18 protein-coding genes are annotated in these 17,043 nt (G+C 67.3%); 5 read left to right on the top strand and 13 right to left on the bottom strand.

What is annotated here, in order from left to right; all coding sequences use genetic code 11:
- The first annotated feature begins 119 nt into the window (after window positions 1-119).
- Window positions 120-2,279 carry a YjbH domain-containing protein gene (locus MXB90_RS07660; protein WP_250043175.1) on the top strand — a complete coding sequence of 720 codons (2,160 nt, stop codon included), beginning with the start codon at window positions 120-122 and terminating at the stop codon, window positions 2,277-2,279.
- Window positions 2,276-2,959 (top strand): YjbF family lipoprotein, encoded by a 684-nt coding sequence (locus MXB90_RS07655; protein ID WP_250043173.1) that lies wholly within the window; start codon window positions 2,276-2,278, stop codon window positions 2,957-2,959. Before MXB90_RS07660 ends, MXB90_RS07655 begins: the two co-directional genes overlap by 4 nt.
- Before the next feature lie 175 nt (window positions 2,960-3,134).
- On the opposite strand, the gene MXB90_RS07650 is transcribed toward MXB90_RS07655, so the two are convergent.
- Complete coding sequence (locus MXB90_RS07650; protein WP_250043171.1) at window positions 3,135-3,326, bottom strand: hypothetical protein; 192 nt, start codon at window positions 3,324-3,326, stop codon at window positions 3,135-3,137.
- Between the two features lie 277 nt (window positions 3,327-3,603).
- Between MXB90_RS07650 and MXB90_RS07645 the strand changes: the two genes are divergently transcribed.
- On the top strand, window positions 3,604-4,908 hold the full coding sequence (locus tag MXB90_RS07645) for a UDP-glucose dehydrogenase family protein (protein ID WP_250043168.1): 1,305 nt from the start codon (window positions 3,604-3,606) through the stop codon (window positions 4,906-4,908).
- Between the two features lie 9 nt (window positions 4,909-4,917).
- Here MXB90_RS07645 and MXB90_RS07640 read toward each other — a convergent pair whose 3' ends face one another.
- From MXB90_RS07640 to MXB90_RS07630, 3 genes are read right to left on the bottom strand one after another with little or no spacing between them, the layout of a single operon-like run.
- On the bottom strand, window positions 4,918-5,709 hold the full coding sequence (locus MXB90_RS07640; protein ID WP_250043166.1) for an iron chelate uptake ABC transporter family permease subunit: 792 nt from the start codon (window positions 5,707-5,709) through the stop codon (window positions 4,918-4,920).
- Window positions 5,702-6,502 carry a metal ABC transporter ATP-binding protein gene (locus MXB90_RS07635; RefSeq protein WP_250043163.1) on the bottom strand — a complete coding sequence of 267 codons (801 nt, stop codon included), beginning with the start codon at window positions 6,500-6,502 and terminating at the stop codon, window positions 5,702-5,704. The genes MXB90_RS07640 and MXB90_RS07635 overlap by 8 nt, the downstream gene beginning before the upstream one ends.
- Window positions 6,499-7,020 (bottom strand): Fur family transcriptional regulator, encoded by a 522-nt coding sequence (locus MXB90_RS07630; protein ID WP_250043159.1) that lies wholly within the window; start codon window positions 7,018-7,020, stop codon window positions 6,499-6,501. Before MXB90_RS07630 ends, MXB90_RS07635 begins: the two co-directional genes overlap by 4 nt.
- A gap of 86 nt (window positions 7,021-7,106) precedes the next feature.
- Between MXB90_RS07630 and MXB90_RS07625 the strand changes: the two genes are divergently transcribed.
- Together MXB90_RS07625 and MXB90_RS07620 are read left to right on the top strand one after the other, a co-directional pair.
- Window positions 7,107-8,084, top strand: a complete 978-nt coding sequence (locus MXB90_RS07625; protein WP_250043155.1) for a zinc ABC transporter substrate-binding protein — start codon at window positions 7,107-7,109, stop codon at window positions 8,082-8,084.
- 74 nt (window positions 8,085-8,158) lie between these two features.
- Window positions 8,159-8,953 (top strand): 2-dehydro-3-deoxygalactonokinase, encoded by a 795-nt coding sequence (locus MXB90_RS07620; protein ID WP_250043153.1) that lies wholly within the window; start codon window positions 8,159-8,161, stop codon window positions 8,951-8,953.
- Window positions 8,954-8,993: 40 nt separating this feature from the next.
- Here MXB90_RS07620 and trpB read toward each other — a convergent pair whose 3' ends face one another.
- From trpB to trmB, 9 genes are all read right to left on the bottom strand, one after another.
- Window positions 8,994-10,220, bottom strand: coding sequence for a tryptophan synthase subunit beta (trpB, locus tag MXB90_RS07615; protein ID WP_250043150.1), 1,227 nt, complete (start codon window positions 10,218-10,220; stop codon window positions 8,994-8,996).
- A 12-nt stretch (window positions 10,221-10,232) separates the two neighbouring features.
- Window positions 10,233-10,682, bottom strand: a complete 450-nt coding sequence (locus MXB90_RS07610) for a GNAT family N-acetyltransferase (RefSeq protein ID WP_250043147.1) — start codon at window positions 10,680-10,682, stop codon at window positions 10,233-10,235.
- Window positions 10,679-11,317, bottom strand: coding sequence for a phosphoribosylanthranilate isomerase (locus MXB90_RS07605; protein ID WP_250043143.1), 639 nt, complete (start codon window positions 11,315-11,317; stop codon window positions 10,679-10,681). The genes MXB90_RS07610 and MXB90_RS07605 overlap by 4 nt, the downstream gene beginning before the upstream one ends.
- Before the next feature lie 9 nt (window positions 11,318-11,326).
- Window positions 11,327-11,689, bottom strand: a complete 363-nt coding sequence (locus MXB90_RS07600; RefSeq protein ID WP_284040767.1) for a lipopolysaccharide assembly protein LapA domain-containing protein — start codon at window positions 11,687-11,689, stop codon at window positions 11,327-11,329.
- Window positions 11,689-11,976, bottom strand: a complete 288-nt coding sequence (ihfB, locus tag MXB90_RS07595; protein ID WP_250043138.1) for an integration host factor subunit beta — start codon at window positions 11,974-11,976, stop codon at window positions 11,689-11,691. The genes MXB90_RS07600 and ihfB overlap by 1 nt, the downstream gene beginning before the upstream one ends.
- 272 nt (window positions 11,977-12,248) lie before the next feature.
- Entirely contained in the window at window positions 12,249-13,934 is a 1,686-nt protein-coding gene (rpsA, locus tag MXB90_RS07590) for a 30S ribosomal protein S1 (protein ID WP_250043135.1), read from the bottom strand.
- 166 nt (window positions 13,935-14,100) lie between these two features.
- Window positions 14,101-14,703, bottom strand: coding sequence for a (d)CMP kinase (locus MXB90_RS07585; protein ID WP_250043133.1), 603 nt, complete (start codon window positions 14,701-14,703; stop codon window positions 14,101-14,103).
- A 110-nt stretch (window positions 14,704-14,813) separates the two neighbouring features.
- A complete protein-coding gene (gene aroA / locus MXB90_RS07580) occupies window positions 14,814-16,160 on the bottom strand; it encodes a 3-phosphoshikimate 1-carboxyvinyltransferase (protein ID WP_250043131.1) in 1,347 nt (448 codons plus the stop codon).
- A gap of 54 nt (window positions 16,161-16,214) precedes the next feature.
- Window positions 16,215-16,949, bottom strand: coding sequence for a tRNA (guanine(46)-N(7))-methyltransferase TrmB (gene trmB, locus MXB90_RS07575; protein ID WP_250043128.1), 735 nt, complete (start codon window positions 16,947-16,949; stop codon window positions 16,215-16,217).
- Window positions 16,950-17,043: the final 94 nt, after the last annotated feature.

The raw sequence follows: 17,043 nt of genomic DNA, 5'->3' as shown, positions 1-17,043 counted from the left end.
GCCGCACCTTGGCAGATCGGCAACCCCTTGCCCGTGAAATGCAACCGCCCGCCTATTGGCCCTCGCAAGGCGCACAAAAACGGGTATAAACGCTAAAAAGCACGGCAGGAGGGACGCGCGTGGCGGGCAAGCGCAAGACGGCAGTCAAAATCGCAACCCTGGCGTTGGCGACCACGGCGGCGGCGCCGGCGGGGCTGGCCGAACCGATGATCGGCGAAAGCCGGGGCAGCTTCGGCATGCCCGGGCTGATCGACATGCCCACCGCCGAGGTGCGCCCCGATGGCACGCTGGGCGGGTCGGTGTTTCGCATGGGCGGCACGCAGCGCAACACCTTCACCTTCCAGATCGCGCCCCGCGTCACCGGCGCCTTTCGCTATTCGCGCGTGCCGGGGCTGTTTTCCGATGGCACGGCGCTTTACGACCGCTCCTTCGACGTTCACTGGCAATTCCTGGATGAGTCGGGCTGGCGCCCGGCGATGGCGGTGGGCCTGCGCGATTTCATCGGCACCGGCGTCTATTCGGGCGAATATGTCGTTGCGACCAAAACCATCACCCCGCGCCTGCGGGCCACGGCGGGCCTGGGCTGGGGCCGGCTGGGATCCGAGGGCGGTATCGGCGCGCCTTTTGGCGACCGCCCGTCGCTGGATTTCGGCAAGGGTGGCAAGGCCAACACCGACCAATGGTTCCGCGGCGAGGCCGCACCCTTCTTTGGCCTGGCCTGGCAGGCCACCGATCAGCTGACGCTGAAGGCGGAATATTCGTCAGACGCCTATGAACGCGAGGTCGCCGAGGACGGGTTCGACCGCAAATCCGGCGTGAACTTTGCGCTCGATTACCGCATCAACCCGACGGCCAGCGTCTCGGCCTATTATCTTTACGGCTCGGAAGTGGGGTTCCAGTTCAACCTGAACATCGACCCGCGCAAGCCGCCCTTCCCGTCCGGCATCGAAAAGGCGCCGCTGCCGGTGCGCCCACGCCCCGCGCCCGCCGCCGATCCCGAAGGCTGGTCCGGGGCCTGGGCCGCCGATCCGACGGTGCTGCCCGGCGTTCAGGCGGTGCTGGCCGAAAGCCTGGCCAAGGACGGGCAGGTGCTGGAATCGATGTCGCTGTCGGCCACGCGGGCCGAGGTGCGGGTGCGCAACGAAACCTACGGCGCCCAGCCCCAGGCCATCGGCCACACCGCGCGCATGCTGACCCGGGCGCTGCCCCCCTCGGTCGAGACGATCGTGATCACCTCGGTGCAGCGCGGGATGCCGGTGTCCTCGGTCACCTTCCGCCGCAGCGATCTTGAGGCGCTGGAAAACCGCAACGCGAATGAAATCCTGCGCCGCGCCAGCATCACCGATGCCGCCGCCACTCCCGCGCAGGGGCTGCGCCCGACCGAAGATCTGTTCCCGCGCTTCCAATGGGCGCTGACGCCCTATGCCGAAGCCTCGATCTTTGACCCCGACGATCCGTTCCGCATGGATGTGGGCGTGTCGCTGTCGGCGAAATACGAATTTGCCCCGGGGTTCATCCTGTCGGGGACGGTGCGCCAAAAGGCCTTTGGCAATCTGGATGACAGCACCCGCGTATCTGATTCCACCGCCTGGACCGACGATGGCTGCACCGTGCTGGACCCGCCGCGCTGCACGCATGTGCGCTCTGATCTGGTCGAATACCAGAAGAACGGCGATCTGGCGATCCAGAACCTGACCATGGGCTGGTATGCGCGGCCGGGCGAAAACCTGTATAGCCGCGTCACCGTGGGCCTGCTGGAACGGATGTATGGCGGCGTGTCGGGTGAATTGCTGTGGAAGCCGGTGGACAGCCGCCTGGCCCTGGGCCTTGAGGCGAATTACGTCCGCCAGCGCGATTTCAAGCAGCATTTCGGCTTTCACGACTATGAGGTGCTGACTGGCCATGCCTCGGCCTATTACGACATCGGCAAGGGCTTTACCGGCCAGCTGGACGTGGGCCGCTATCTGAACGAGGATTGGGGCGCCACCATCACCATCGACCGCGAATTCGCCAATGGCTGGAGCGTGGGGGCATTCGCCACCTTCACCGACATGTCCGAGGAAGAATTCGGCGAAGGGTCATTCGACAAGGGCATCCGCGTCTCGATACCGGTGGCCTGGACGACGGGCAAGCCCTCGGTCAACAAGGTCAAGACGACGATCCGCCCGCTGACGCGCGACGGCGGCGCCCGCCTGGAGGTGGACGGCCGGCTGTATGAAACCGTGCGCGGCAACCACACGGGCGATCTCTATGACGGCTGGGGGAGGTTCTGGCGATGATCGGGGCACGTGCGGCGTTTCTGGCGGCGGGGCTGGCGCTGGTCGCGGGCTGCGGCAGCGATACGGGCCAGACCGAAAAGGCGCAGATCGCGGGCGGCGTGGTGCGCGGCGTGGTCGCCACGCTGATGCCTGGCAAGACCAAGGCCGCCCCCGTCGATACCGAGGCGATGGCGCGGTCTGCGCTGGCGTCCAATCGCGGGCCACTGATTCTGGCCACGCTGGAGGCGCAGGGCCTGACCACCGTTCTGGGCCTGAGCGGGCAGAATGGCGCGATGCGCAGCTACATGACGCCGAACCAGCAGGGCCTGATCCTGCGCGACGGGATGCTGGCGGGCACCCGGGGGCTGGGCCACGACCTTATGTCATCCGAACTGGCCGCGGTCACGGCGCTGGTGCGCGGTCGGCGCGCGGGCAGCGCCGACAAACTGCACCGCTATCTGGATGGCGAGGGGATCGAACGCCCGCTGCCGCTGCGCTGCACGGTTACCCTGGGCGCAAATCAGGCCTTCGAAATCGCCGGAACGCCGCATAACGGGCAACAGGTCAAGGAAGCCTGCACCGGCTCAGGTCTGCGCTTTGACAACAACTATGTCGTCAACGGCGCTGGCTATATCGTGCTGTCGCGGCAATGGATCGGCCCGCAGCTGGGCCATGTCACGATCCAGACCCTGCGCCCCTGACCCTTTGACACCCGGCCCCTTTCACGCCACAGGCCCGTCGCATCGCGGCGGGCCTTGGCATTTTCGCAAGGCGCATCCCATTGGTCAGCCGACACCGGTCGATGCAGCCCGCCAAAATGAAATGACCGGAGAGCCAAGCTCTCCGGCCATCCCAAATCCTTGCGGATCGGTCGGATCAGGAATCCGACGAAGCCGCGGCGATGACGCCCAGCAGCAGCAGCGCCGGAACGATCAGGCCCGGGTTCGACGAGGACGATTCCTCGACAACAACCGGTTCAGCTTCCACGACGGGAGCCGAGTAGCCGCCGGCGAAAGCGGTCGAAGCGGTCAGGCCGAGGGCCAGCGCGAGAGTAGCGATTTTTTTCATGATATTCTCCGTCATTACTGTAGAGAGCCGCCGACGCCGACAGCATCACGTTTGACAGTTGCACAGATGTGCTGGGTTGCAAAGAAAAATCCGGGTGCGCTGCACCGCAGCGCATACAACTGTTGCAGAATAGCCAGATTCCCCGCCCGACCCTAACCCGTGCCGGCGACAGCCGCCACACCCCTGCCCCATTTGCCCCCCCGACGCGCGCCCCATCAGTTGACACGACAGGGGGCGCGGGCGAATGTTCCCGCGCAATCGGCTTGGGGACTGGCACATGAAAATCGCAATGATCGGAACCGGATATGTCGGGCTTGTCTCGGGGGTGTGCCTGTCCGATTTCGGCCATGAGGTGGTCTGCGTCGACAAGGACCCGCGCAAGATCGACATGCTGCTGCGCGGCGAGGTCCCGATCTTTGAACCGGGTCTGGATCAGCTGATGGCCAAGAACGTGGCCGCCGGTCGGCTGTCGTTCACGCAGGATCTGGCGGCGGCGCTGGACGGTGCCGACGCGGTCTTTATCGCCGTGGGCACGCCCACCCGGCGCGGCGACGGCCATGCCGATCTGACCTATGTCACCGCCGCGGCCGAGGAAATCGCCCGCACCATGACCCATTACACCGTGGTCGTGACGAAATCGACCGTGCCGGTGGGCACCAACCAGATGGTGGCCGACACGATCCGCCGGGTGCGGCCCGATGCGGAATTCGACGTGGCCTCGAACCCCGAATTCCTGCGCGAGGGCGCGGCGATCGACGATTTCATGCGCCCCGACCGGATCGTCGTCGGCGTCACCTCGGATCGCGCACGGGCGGTGATGGGCGAGATCTATCGCCCGCTGTTCCTGCGGGAATTCCCGATCCTTTATACCGATCTGGAAACGGCCGAGCTGATCAAATACGCCGCCAACGCCTTTCTGGCGACCAAGATCACCTTCATCAACGAAATCGCGCAGCTGTGCGAACGGGTGGGCGCGAATATCAAGGAGGTGTCGCGCGGCATGGGCCTGGACGGGCGCATCGGCAACAAGTTCCTGCATGCCGGGCCCGGCTATGGCGGATCCTGTTTCCCCAAGGATACCAAGGCATTGGCCCGGATGGGCCAGGATCATGCCGTGCCCATGCAGATCGTGGAAACCGTCATCAAGGTCAATGATGAGGTGAAGCGGCGGATGATCGACAAGGTGGTCGATCTGTGCGAGGGCTCGGTCAATGGCAAGACGGTGGCGGTGCTGGGGGTGACGTTCAAGCCCAATACCGACGACATGCGCGATGCCCCCGCGCTGACGATCGTGCCCGCGCTGGTGGGGGCCGGCGCCAAGGTGCGCGTCGTCGATCCGCAAGGCAAAGCCGAGGGCGAGGCGCTGCTGCCCGGCGTGCATTGGGCCGATGATGCCTACAAGGCCGCCCATAACGCCGATTGCGTGGTGATCCTGACGGAATGGAACGAATTCCGCGCGCTGGATCTGGCGAAACTGGCCCGCAAGATGACGGTGGCGCGGATGGCGGACCTGCGCAACATCTATAATCAGGCCGATGCCGCCAAGGCGGGCTTTATCGCCTATACCAGCGTCGGGCGGTAAGGCGGGCGTTCAGCCGCCCACCCGTCCGCGCAGCGGCAGCGACAGCAAAAACAGCGCCGCGGCCGCCGTCACGATCGACGGCCCCGCGGGTGTGCCGAACCGCATGGATGCGCCCAGCCCTGCCAGAACCGACACCGCCCCCGCCAATGTGGCCGCCACCGCCATCTGTTCGGGCGTGCGCGCCACCCCGCGCGCCGCCGCCGCCGGAATGATCAGCAGCGCCGAGATCAGCAGCGCCCCGACAATCTTGATCGACACCGCCACCACCAGCGCCAGCGCCAGGGTCAGCGCCAGGCGTTCGTGCCGCGGGTTCAGCCCGGCGGCCTGGGCCAGTTCCTCATTCACCGTGGCGGTCAACAGCCCCTGCCAGCGCCAGACCAGCAGCGCCAGCACCGCCACCGCGCCCCCCGCCACCACCGCCAGATCGGCGCGGCTGACCGCCAGGATATCCCCAAACAGCCAGGCGCTCAGGTCCACCCGCAGGCCCGACTGGAACGAGGCCGCGACCAGCCCCAGCGCCAGCGCCGAATGCGCCAGCACCCCCAGCGTCGTATCCATCGCATGGCCCCGCCCGGCCAGCGTGGCCACCGTGATCGCCATGCCCAGCGCCACCGCCAACGTGCCGGCATAGACCGACAGGCCAAAGCCAAAGGAAATCGCCACCCCCAGGATCGCGGCATGGGCCGTGGCATCGCCGAAATAGGCCATGCGCCGCCACACAACCAGCGCCCCCAGGGGGCCGGTCGCCAGCGTCAGGCCAAGCCCCGCCAGCGCGGCGCGGGTCAGAAAATCGTCAAGCATGATCGTGCCCCGCGCAGGTGTTGCCGTGGGAATGCGGATGGGCCTGATGCGGGTGGGCCGGATCATGGCCGTGGCCCGCGTCATGGTCGTGATCGTGGTCATGGTCGTGCCGATACAGCGCAAAGGCCCCGCCCGTGCCCAGCCCGAACAGCGCGCGATATTCCGGCGCGGCGGATACGACCCGCGGCGTGCCCTCGCAGCAGATATGCCCGTTCAGACAGATCACCCGGTCCGAGGCCGACATGACCACATGCAAATCGTGGCTGACCATCAGCACGGCGGCGCCGGTGTCGGCCCGCACCTCTTCGATCAGGCGATAGAAGGCCGCGGTGCCGGGCTGGTCCAGGCCTTGCGTCGCCTCATCCAGAATCAGGATATCGGGCCGGGCCAACAGCGCGCGGGCCAGCATCACGCGCTGAAACTGCCCGCCCGAAAGCCCCGCCATCTGCCGCGTCTCCAGCCCCGCCACGCCGGTCCGCGCCAACGCCTCGCGCGCGGCGGCATCGCTGACCCGGCGCGGCAACGACAGAAAGCGGCGCACCGTCATCGGCAGGCTGGCATCCAGATGCAGCCGCTGTGGCACATAGCCGATCCGCAGCCCCGGCGCGCGCGTCACCCGGCCCTCGGCCAGCGGTTGCAGGCCGATCAGCGCCCGGATCAGCGTCGATTTGCCCGAGCCATTGGGCCCGACCACGGTCACGATTTCACCCCGGTCGATGGCAAAATTCACCCCCTGCAGCACCGCCGCGCCGCCGTGACGCACCCCCAGGCCCCGCGCTTCGATCAGGCTCATGCCGCGGCCCCCTGGGTGCAGGCGGGGCACAGGCCCAATGCCTCGATATTGGCGCGCTCAACCGTGAACCCGACCGCCGCCGCCGCCGTATCCAGCGCGGCGCGCACAGGTTCGCCCGCGGCCTCGGCCACGCTGTCGCAGGCCCGGCAGATCAGGAAGACCGGGGCATGGTCCTGGCCGGGGTGCATGCAGGCGGCAAAGGCGTTCAGCCGCCGGATGCGATGGGCCAGCCCATGTTCCACCAGAAATTCCAGCGCGCGATAGGCCACGGGCGGCTGATGGCCAAAGCCATCGGCGGCCAGCCGGTCCAGCACCTCATAGGCGCCCATGGCGCGATGCGCTTCCAGCAGGATTTCCAGCGCGCGCCGCCGCACCGGGGTCAGCCGCGCGCCGCGTTCGGCGGCCACTGCCTCGGCCCGGGCCAGCGTGTCGCCCGCACAATGGCTGTGGTCATGGCGGGCAAAGGCCAGCGTGGCCGGATCGGGCTGCGGGTCTGGCTGCGGGGGGATATCCTGCATTTGGTTATCTTATCACATTTCTCTTGACCTGTTACGCTATAACATAAATAACGCCCGCCGAACCTACAAGCCGTAACGGAGTTCCCATGTCCCGCCTTCCCCTTCTGGCGCTTGCGCCGCTTGGCTTTGCCGCCCTGCCCGCTCTGGCTGCGCCCCCCGCTGTCGTGACGGACATCCCGCCCGTGCATGCGCTGGTGGCCGATGTGATGGGCGATCTGGGCACGCCCACATTGCTGCTGGATCGGGGCGCGAATGCCCATAACTATCAGATGCGCCCCGCCGATGCGCGCGCGCTGCAGGATGCGGGCCTGGTCTTCTGGGTGGGCGCGCGCATGACCCCCTGGCTTGACCGCGCGCTGGACGGGCTGGCCGCCGACACCCGCACCGTTGCCCTGCTGGAGGCCGAGACCACCTTCCGCCGCGATTTCGGCGATGCTGCGGCCCATGATCACGGCGGGCATGACGACCACGACGACCATGATGCCGAGGCGCATGACACCGAGGAACACGGCGCCGAGGATCACGCCGATCACGCCCACGACGGGCTTGACCCCCACGCCTGGCTTGACCCGGCCAATGCCCACGCCTGGCTGGCGGTGATCGCGGCGGAACTGTCGGCCGCCGATCCGGAAAATGCCGCGCGCTACAGCGCCAATGCCGACGCCGCAAGCGCGCGGATCGCGGCGCTGGATGCCCGGCTTGCCGCCGATCTGGCCCCGGTGCGCGATGCGCCCTTCATCGTCTTTCACGACGCTTACGGTTATTTCGCAAGCCATTACGGGCTGAACGTCGCCGGTTCGGTCAACCTTGGCGATGCCACCGCGCCGGGTGCCCGGCATCTGGCCGATCTGCGCGACCGCCTGGACGCGCAGGGCGTTGTTTGTGCCTTCCCCGAGGCGCAGCACGACCCCAAGCAGCTGGCCATCGTGGTTGAGGGCACCGAGGTTCGGCTGGGCGGTACGCTTGACCCCGCGGGCAGCCTGCTGGACCCGGGCCCGGCGCTTTATGACCGGCTGCTGGGCGACATGGCACAGACCCTGCTGGACTGTCTGGCCCAAAACTGATCCGCGCGATCGGTTGATCGCCGGGCGAAAGCGTGCTTTCTGCGCCGCCAGACCGGGCAAAACGGGGCGGCGCCATGAACAGCACAATTTCCTGGATCGCACTGGAGGCAGAGGCCGCAGGCCTGCGCGCCTTTGGCGTGGATGCGACGGGCCAGATCCGGGCACGCTGGCAGGCCCCGATGGCCGAGGCCCCGGCGCGCCTTGCAGACTGGCGCGGCGGCCCGGGCCAAGGGGTGCTGCCGGTGGTGGCGGCGGGGCTGAACCATCCGGCGTCGCGCGCCCTGCCCTGCCCGCCCCTGCCCCAAGCCCCGGACCTGCCGCGCCCCGATGCCGCCGGTGTCATCCATCTGCCGGGGCTGGTGCAGGCCAATCCGCCCCTGACCCTGCCCGCCGCCGCCGCCGCACGGATCGGCGGGGTGCTGGCCGCCGCGCCGGGCTTTGACGGGGTGATCTGCCTGCCGGGGCCGCGCTGCATCTGGGCGCAGATCAGCGCGGGCGAAGTCGTCAGCGCAGTTGCCACCGCCGATGCCACGCTGGCCACGGCCTTTGGCCTGACCCCGCCCGCCCCCGATGACCCGGATTTCCTGACCGCCCTGTCCGACAGCCTGTCGCGCCCCGAACGGATGCTGCGCCACTTGGGCGCGCCCGAGGCATCCGCCGCCACCCAGACAGGCAGCCTGATCGGCGCCGCGCTGGCGGCGACCCGGCCGTGGTGGCTGGGCCAGCCGGTGCGGGTGCTGGGAAGGGGCGACTGGCCAGGGCTTTACGCCGCCGCGCTGGCCGCGCAGGGCGTGGCCGCGGTGGCGGGCGATGGCGATGCGGCGCTGGTCGCGGGGCTGGCGCGGTTATTGCCCGGCGCCGGGGCGTGACGGGCGCAAAGGCGCGCCCGTCGGGGGGCCAAAGCTGCGCTTAGGCCTTCATGTCAAAGCCAAGATGACGGGCGACGGTGAAGATGTCCTTGTCGCCGCGGCCACACATGTTCATCACCAGCAGGTGATCCTTGGGCAGGACGGGCGCGATCTTGATCACATGGGCCAGCGCATGGCTGGGTTCCAGCGCGGGGATGATCCCTTCCAGCGCACAGCACAGCTGAAAAGCCTCCAGCGCCTCGGTATCGGTGATGGAGACATATTCGGCGCGGCCCATATCATGCAGCCAGGCATGTTCCGGCCCGATCCCGGGATAGTCGAGGCCCGCGGAAATCGAATGGCCTTCCAGGATCTGGCCATCGTCATCCTGCAGCAGATAGGTGCGGTTGCCATGCAGAACACCCGGGCGCCCGCCGGTCAGGCTTGCGCAATGTTCCATCTTTTCGTTGACGCCCTTGCCCCCGGCCTCAACGCCGATGATGCGCACGGATGTGTCGTCCAGGAAGGGATAGAACAGGCCCATCGCGTTCGACCCGCCGCCGATCGCAGCGATGATCGTATCGGGCAGGCGGCCTTCGCGTTCCATGATCTGTTCGCGGGTTTCCTTGCCGATGATCGACTGGAAATCGCGCACCATCGCGGGGTAAGGATGCGGCCCCGCGACCGTGCCGATGCAATAGAAGGTGTCGCGCACATTGGTCACCCAGTCCCGCAGCGCGTCGTTCATCGCATCCTTCAGCGTGCCGCGCCCCGAGGTCACCGGCACCACCTCGGCCCCCAGCAGGCGCATCCGGAACACGTTGGGCGCCTGGCGTTCCACATCGGTCGCGCCCATGTAGACCACGCATTTCAACCCGAACCGCGCGCAAACGGTGGCGGTCGCCACGCCATGCTGACCCGCGCCGGTTTCCGCGATGATGCGCGTCTTGCCCATCCGCATCGCCAGCAGGATCTGGCCCAGCACGTTGTTGATCTTGTGCGCGCCGGTGTGGTTCAGCTCATCACGCTTGAGGTAGATCTTGGCCCCGCCCAGATGTTCGGTCAGACGCTCGGCATAATACAGCGGGCTGGGGCGGCCGACGTAATGTTTCCACAGATCGTCCATCTGCGCCCAGAAGCTGGCATCGGTCTTGGCGTGTTCATACTGCGCCTCAAGCTCCAGGATCAGCGGCATCAGCGTTTCGGACACGAACCGCCCGCCGAAAATGCCGAAGCGGCCGTTCTCATCCGGCCCGGTCTTGAAGGAATTGATAAGATCTTCGGCCATGCTGGTCCCCTGTCAGTCCAACTCGCGTTTAAAGCCAATATGGCTCGGGGTAAAGCCAAGCTGCGCGTAGAATTCCTGCGCGCGGGCACGGGCCTTGTTGGTGGTCAACTGCAGCAGCCGGCACCCGGCGGCGCGGGCGCGGGCCTCGGCATCGGCGATCAGCGCGGCCCCGACGCCCTGCCCGCGCAGATCGCCTGCCACCCGAACCGATTCCAGCTGCGCCCGGCGCGCCGCGCGCAGCGACAGCCCCGAGATGAAGGTGATCTGATAGGTCGCCACGATCCGGCCCGCCACATCCTCGGCCACGATCAGGTGATTGGCGCCCTCGGCCTGCATCGCGGCAAAGGCGGCCTGATAGGTGGCCAGATCCGTGCCCTCGCGCGCCTTACCCAGCACGTCATCGGCCAGCAGCGCCACCACCGCGGGCACATCGTCCGCAACCGCCGCGCGCCAGCGGATCATGCCGAGGCCGCCGCGACGAACGCCCGGATCAGCGCGCCATCCTTGACCCCCGGCGCGCTTTCCACGCCCGAGGACACATCCACCTGCCGCGCCCCCGTCAGCCGCACCGCCGCGGCAACGTTGTCGGGCGTCAGCCCGCCCGCCAGCATCCAGGGCTTGTCCCATTTGCGCCCCGCGATCAGCCGCCAATCAAAGGCCAGACCGTTGCCGCCGGGCAGCGCCGCGCCCTTGGGGGCCTTGGCATCGACCAGGATCTGATCGGCCACCGCCTCATAGGCGGGCAGCCGGTCCAGATCGGCGGGTTCGGCAATGCCCACCGCCTTCATCACCGGCAGCCCGAAGCGGGCGCGCACCTGCGCCACGCGATCGGGGCTTTCGTGGCCATGCAGTTGCAGCATGTCGATCGGAACCTGATCCAGGATCGCCGCGATCGTGGCATCATCGGCATCGACAACCAGCGCCACCTTGGCCACGCCCATCGGCACATCAAGCGCCAGCGCGCGGGCCTGCGCGATGGCCAGGTTGCGCGGCGATTTCGGGAAAAACACAAAGCCCAGATAGGCCGCCCCGGCCGCGACAGCGGCGGCCACGGCAGAAGGCTCGGTCAGCCCGCAGATTTTCACACGGATGGTCATGGCCCCGATCTAGGCCTTGCGCGCCGAATTATCCAGTAGCGCCAGCACATCATCCTGCGGGCCCTGCGTATCCTGGCGCAGCTTCTTCACCTCACGCGACAGGCGTTCCGCCTCGCGCCGGGTCTGGGCGGCTTCGGCCCGCAGGCGGTGTTCGCGCATCCATTCCCAGACAAAGCCGATCAACAGCCCCAACAGCACCCCGCCCAGAATCACCAGGAACAGCGGAACCTGCACCGCCCAGTCGACGCCCAGGAAGGCACCGGCTTCGGGCGGCAGGGCGCGCAATTCCACCGGCGCGCGATTCGACAGCGCCAGCGCGATCATCACCACCGCAAGCGCGGCCAGGAACAGGTAGCGCAGGGCGCGGATCATCAGCTGTCCTCGCCGTTCAGCCGGTCACGCAGCAGCTTGCCGGTCTTGAAGAAGGGAACGTGCTTTTCCTCTACCTCGACCGTGTCGCCGGTGCGCGGGTTGCGGCCCGTGCGCGCGTCACGTTTTTTGACCGAGAACGCCCCGAAGCCGCGCAGCTCCACCCGGTCGCCCCGGGCCATCGCCTCGACGATTTCCTCAAAGATCGTGTTCACGATCTTCTCGACGTCGCGCTGGAACAGATGCGGGTTTTCTTCGGCGATCTTGGCGATCAGTTCGGATCGGATCATGTGGCAAATCCCCCCAGAGTCCCCCGGGCGAACCCCCCGGGCGTTATCTGCCCGACTATAGGCAGAAAATCGCGCGGCACAAACAGCAAAGGCTTGGAATAAAGCGGATTTCCGCCACTCCTTCGCAGGGGGAAGGGGTTTTTGCGCATAGCGCGCGGGCGCTGAGGGCGGCAAAGCGCGCCGGGGGCGCGAATCGGGGCAACGAAAACGGCCCCGCCACGGGGGCGGGGCCGTCAAAGGGTCAGGGCCGCCGCAGGGGCGGCCCCACAGGCTTAGCGGTCGCCCGAGCCTTTCAGCGCGGCGCCCAGGATATCGCCCAGCGAGGCACCCGAGTCGGACGAACCGTACTGTTCCACGGCCTCTTTCTCTTCGGCGATCTCGCGCGCCTTGATCGACAGGCCCAGACGGCGGGTCTTGGAGTCGACATTGGTCACGCGCACGTCGACCTTGTCGCCAACCTGGAAACGCTCGGGGCGCTGGTCGGCACGGTCACGCGACAGGTCGGAGCGACGGATGAAGGACTTCATGCCGTTGTATTCGACCTCGATGCCGCCATCCTCGATCGCGGTCACGGCCACGGTGATGACCGAACCCCGCTTCACGCCATCAACCGCATCCGAGAAGTTGTCGGCATCCAGCGACTTGATCGACAGCGAGATGCGTTCCTTCTCGACATCCACCTCGGTGACGACGGCCTTGACCACATCGCCCTTGCGGTAGTTCTGGATCGCGTCTTCGCCACGCTGTTCCCACGACAGGTCGGACAGGTGAACCATGCCGTCGATGTCGTTTTCCAGGCCGATGAACAGACCGAATTCGGTGATGTTCTTGACTTCACCCTCGATGACGGTGCCGACCGGATGGGTTTCCGAGAACACTTCCCACGGGTTGCGCATGGTCTGCTTGAGACCCAGCGACACGCGGCGCTTGGCGGGATCGATTTCCAGCACCATGACGTCAACCTCTTGCGAGGTCGAAACGATCTTGCCGGGGTGCACGTTCTTCTTGGTCCAGGACATTTCGCTGACGTGAACCAGACCCTCGACACCGGCTTCCAGTTCGACGAACGCGCCGTAATCGGTGATGTTGGTCACGCGGCCCTTGTGGACCGAACCGATCGGGTAGGACCGTTCCACCGAATCCCACGGATCGTTCTGCAGCTGCTTCATGCCCAGGCTGATACGGTGGGTTTCCTTGTTGATCTTGACGACCTGGACCTTGACGGTCTCGCCGATCGACAGGATCTCGGACGGGTGGTTGACGCGGCGCCAGGCCATGTCTGTGACGTGCAGCAGGCCGTCAACGCCGCCCAGGTCAACGAAGGCACCGTATTCGGTGATGTTCTTGACCACGCCGTCCACAACCTGACCCTCGGTGAGGTTGCCGATGACTTCGGCGCGCTGTTCGGCGCGGCTTTCTTCCAGGATCGCGCGGCGCGACACCACGATGTTGCCGCGGCGACGGTCCATCTTCAGGATCTGGAACGGCTGCTTCAGACCCATCAGGGGGCCTGCATCGCGCACGGGGCGCACGTCAACCTGGCTGCCCGGCAGGAAGGCCACGGCGCCGCCCAGATCGACGGTGAAGCCACCCTTGACGCGGCCGAAGATGGCGCCATCGACGCGCTCTTCGCTGGCATAGGCTTTTTCCAGACGGTCCCAGGCTTCCTCACGGCGGGCCTTCTCACGGCTGATGACAGCCTCGCCACGCGCGTTTTCGACGCGGTCCAGGTAAACCTCGACCTCATCGCCCACGGCGATCGCGGGGGCCTCGCCGGGATTGGCGAATTCTTTCAGATCGACGCGGCCTTCCATCTTGTAGCCGACGTCGATGATGGCCTGGCCCGCCTCGATGGCGATGACCTTGCCCTTGACCACCGAACCTTCGTTCGGGGTGTCGATTTCCAGGCTCTCGTTCAGAAGGGCCTCGAATTCTTCCATAGTCGCTTTAGCGCACATGCGTCACAGTTTCCTTTTCGTGTGTTTCACAGGCCATGCGGTTGGCTCCGCCGGTCTTTCGTTGCAATGCCACAAGCGGGCCACGGCAAAGCCGGGCCCTTGGGACCGGGTCCGTATAGGGACGAATCCCCGATCCGGCAAGCATGGAATCGCGCAAGCCCCGGTTTCAGCCCGCCTGCGGCAGCTTTTGGCGGATCACCGCGGCCGCATGCTCGACCGCCTCGTCGATCCCCATCTCCGAGGTGTCGATCACCACGGCATCCCCGGCGGGCCGCATCGGCGCGGTGGCGCGTTCACTGTCGCGCCGGTCGCGCGCGATGACCTGGGCCAGCACCTCGGCCTCATCCCCGCCAACCTCCAGCCAGCGGCGATGCGCCCGCACCGACGCGCTGGCGGTCACGAACAGCTTCACCTCGGCCTCGGGGCAGATCACCGTGCCGATGTCGCGCCCGTCCAGCACCGCGCCGCCCTGGCCCCGGGCAAAGCGGCGCTGAAAGTCCACAAGCGCCGCACGCACCTCGGGCATCACCGCAACCTTTGAGGCCGCCTCGCCCGCGGCCAGACTGCGCAGATCCGCGCGCGCCAGATCCGCCGCCGAAAGCCCCCGCGCCGCCGCGACCGGATCGGCGCCCTCAGCCACAAGCGCGCCGACCGCGCGATACAGCAGCCCCGTATCCAGATGCGCAAACCCGAACCGCGCGGCCAGCGCCCGGCTGATCGTTCCCTTGCCCGCCGCCGCCGGCCCGTCGATGGCTACCGTGAACCTCATCCCCGCCCCCGCGCTTCAGGCCGCCGCTGCATCCTGAGTATTTTTGCCAAGAAGAAGCAGCATTTTCATCTTGCCCCAAATACCTCCGCCGGAGGCATCCGCACCCTGCCTCAGGCGCGCCGTTCGATCGTGGCGCCCAGCCCCGCCATCAGGCCATCGAACGTCGGGAACGAGGTCGCGATCGGCGAGCCGTCATCGACCGCGATCGGCTGCTGCGACACCAGCCCCAGCACCAGGAAGCTCATGGCGATGCGGTGGTCGATATGGGTGGCGCAGGTCGCCCCGCCCGGCACACCATCCGGGCCAAGCCCGTGAACGATCAGCGTGTCCTGATCCTCTTCCACGCGCACGCCGCAAGCCTCAAGCCCGCGCGCCATCGCGTCGATCCGGTCGCTTTCCTTCACGCGCAGCTCCTTGATCCCGCGCATCACCGTGGTGCCGCTGGCGCAGGCGGCAACCACCGCCAGCACCGGATATTCGTCGATCATCGAGGCCGCACGTTCGGCCGGAACCTCGATCCCCTTCAGCGCCGAATGGCGCACACGCAGGTCGGCCACCGGCTCGCCGCCCTCTTCGCGCGGGTTTTCAAAGGTGATGTCTGCGCCCATGTCCACCAACGTCGTGAACAGGCCGTTGCGCGTGGGGTTCTGGCTTACGCCGGGCACAAGGATGTCCGACCCCGGCACCAGCAGCGCCGCGCAGACCGGGAAGGCCGCCGAGGACGGATCGCGCGGCACCGCCACCGCCTGCCCGCGCAATTCGGGCTGGCCCTGCAGCGTGATGACACGGCCCTCGGGCGTCTCCTCAACGCTCAGTTCCGCGCCAAAGCCACGCAGCATGCGCTCGGTATGATCGCGCGTCGCTTCCTTCTCGATCACCACGGTCTGGCCGGGCGCGTTCAGCCCCGCCAGCAGCACCGCCGATTTCACCTGCGCCGAGGGCATCGGCACCGTGTAGCGCACCGGCACCGGGTCCGCCGCGCCGACCACGGTCATCGGCAGCCGCCCGCCCGCGCGCCCATGGGCCCGCGCCCCGAACAGTGCCAGCGGATCGGTCACCCGCCCCATCGGCCGCTTGCGCAACGATGCATCGCCCGTAAAGGTCGCGCTGATCGCCGAGGTTGCCATACAGCCCATGATCAGCCGCACGCCCGTGCCCGAATTGCCGCAATCAATGACATCGGCGGGTTCGGCAAAGCCGCCCACGCCCACGCCCTGCACGACCCATTCGCCGGGGGCCAGCCGCGTCACCTCGGCCCCGAAGGCGCGCATCGCCTTGGCGGTGTCCAGCACATCCTGGCCTTCCAGAAGGCCGGTGATCCGCGTCTCGCCCACCGACAGCGCCCCCAGGATCAGCGCGCGGTGCGAGATCGACTTGTCGCCCGGCACCTCGGCCACGCCGCGCAGCGGCCCGCCCTTGCGGGACATCATCGGAATCGGATCGCCGTGGCCGGACATGGGTGCCTCCCTCTTGCTCGTCCCCGTGTTAGCCCAAGGCTTGGGGGGCGTAAATCACCCTTGGGCGCCGATCCGGACAAAGGTCGCGTAATCGGGCACGCGGCCTTCACGCAGGGCCTTTTGTTCGTAGCGCGTGGAAATCCAGTCGTCCCAGGGCGCGCCGGAATGCGCCACCAGCGCGAAGCCCGCCTTCGGCACTTCCTGTAGCGCCTGCTCCATGTAGCTCGGGATATCGGTCGCCACGCGGAACTCGGCCCCCGGGGCAAGGCAGCGCGCCAGCGGCACCAGATGATCCTGCGTCACGAACCGGCGCCGGTGGTGGCGGCGCTTGGGCCAAGGGTCGGGATAGTTCAGAAAGGCCTTTTCGATGCACCCCTCGGGCAACACATCCATCAGATCGCGCGCATCGCCCGGATGCACCGCCAGGTTCGTCACCCCCGCCGCGCGGATCTTGCCCAACAGCATCGCCACGCCGTTGATGAAGGGCTCGCAGCCGATGATGTTGATGCCCGGATAGCGCGCAGCCATATGCACCAGATGCTCGCCCCCGCCAAAACCCACCTCCAGCCAGACCGGATGGTCGTTGCCAAAGATCGTGGCCGGATCGATGATCTCACGCGCGGGGTTTTCCTCGCGCGAAATGCCGCGCGGGCGCAGCGTCTCCAGATCCTCGGACAGATAGGCCTTCTGGCTGGGGCGCATGGTCTTGCCCGACCGGCGCCCATAGAAATTGCGCCATTCGGGGCCGGCATCGGGCCCGGTCTCGGGTTTGGGGGTGTTCTCGCTCATGGCCGCGGGCTCTAGCGCCCCTGCCGACCCAAGGTCAAGGCCAAGCCGCCGACAGGCCCGGCGCGGCGGCCCTTTCATCTTGCCCCAAATACCT

Source organism: Phaeovulum molybdatiresistens, from assembly GCF_023544865.1.
GTDB lineage: Bacteria > Pseudomonadota > Alphaproteobacteria > Rhodobacterales > Rhodobacteraceae > Pontitalea.
This window is presented reverse-complemented; position numbering and strand designations above follow the sequence as displayed.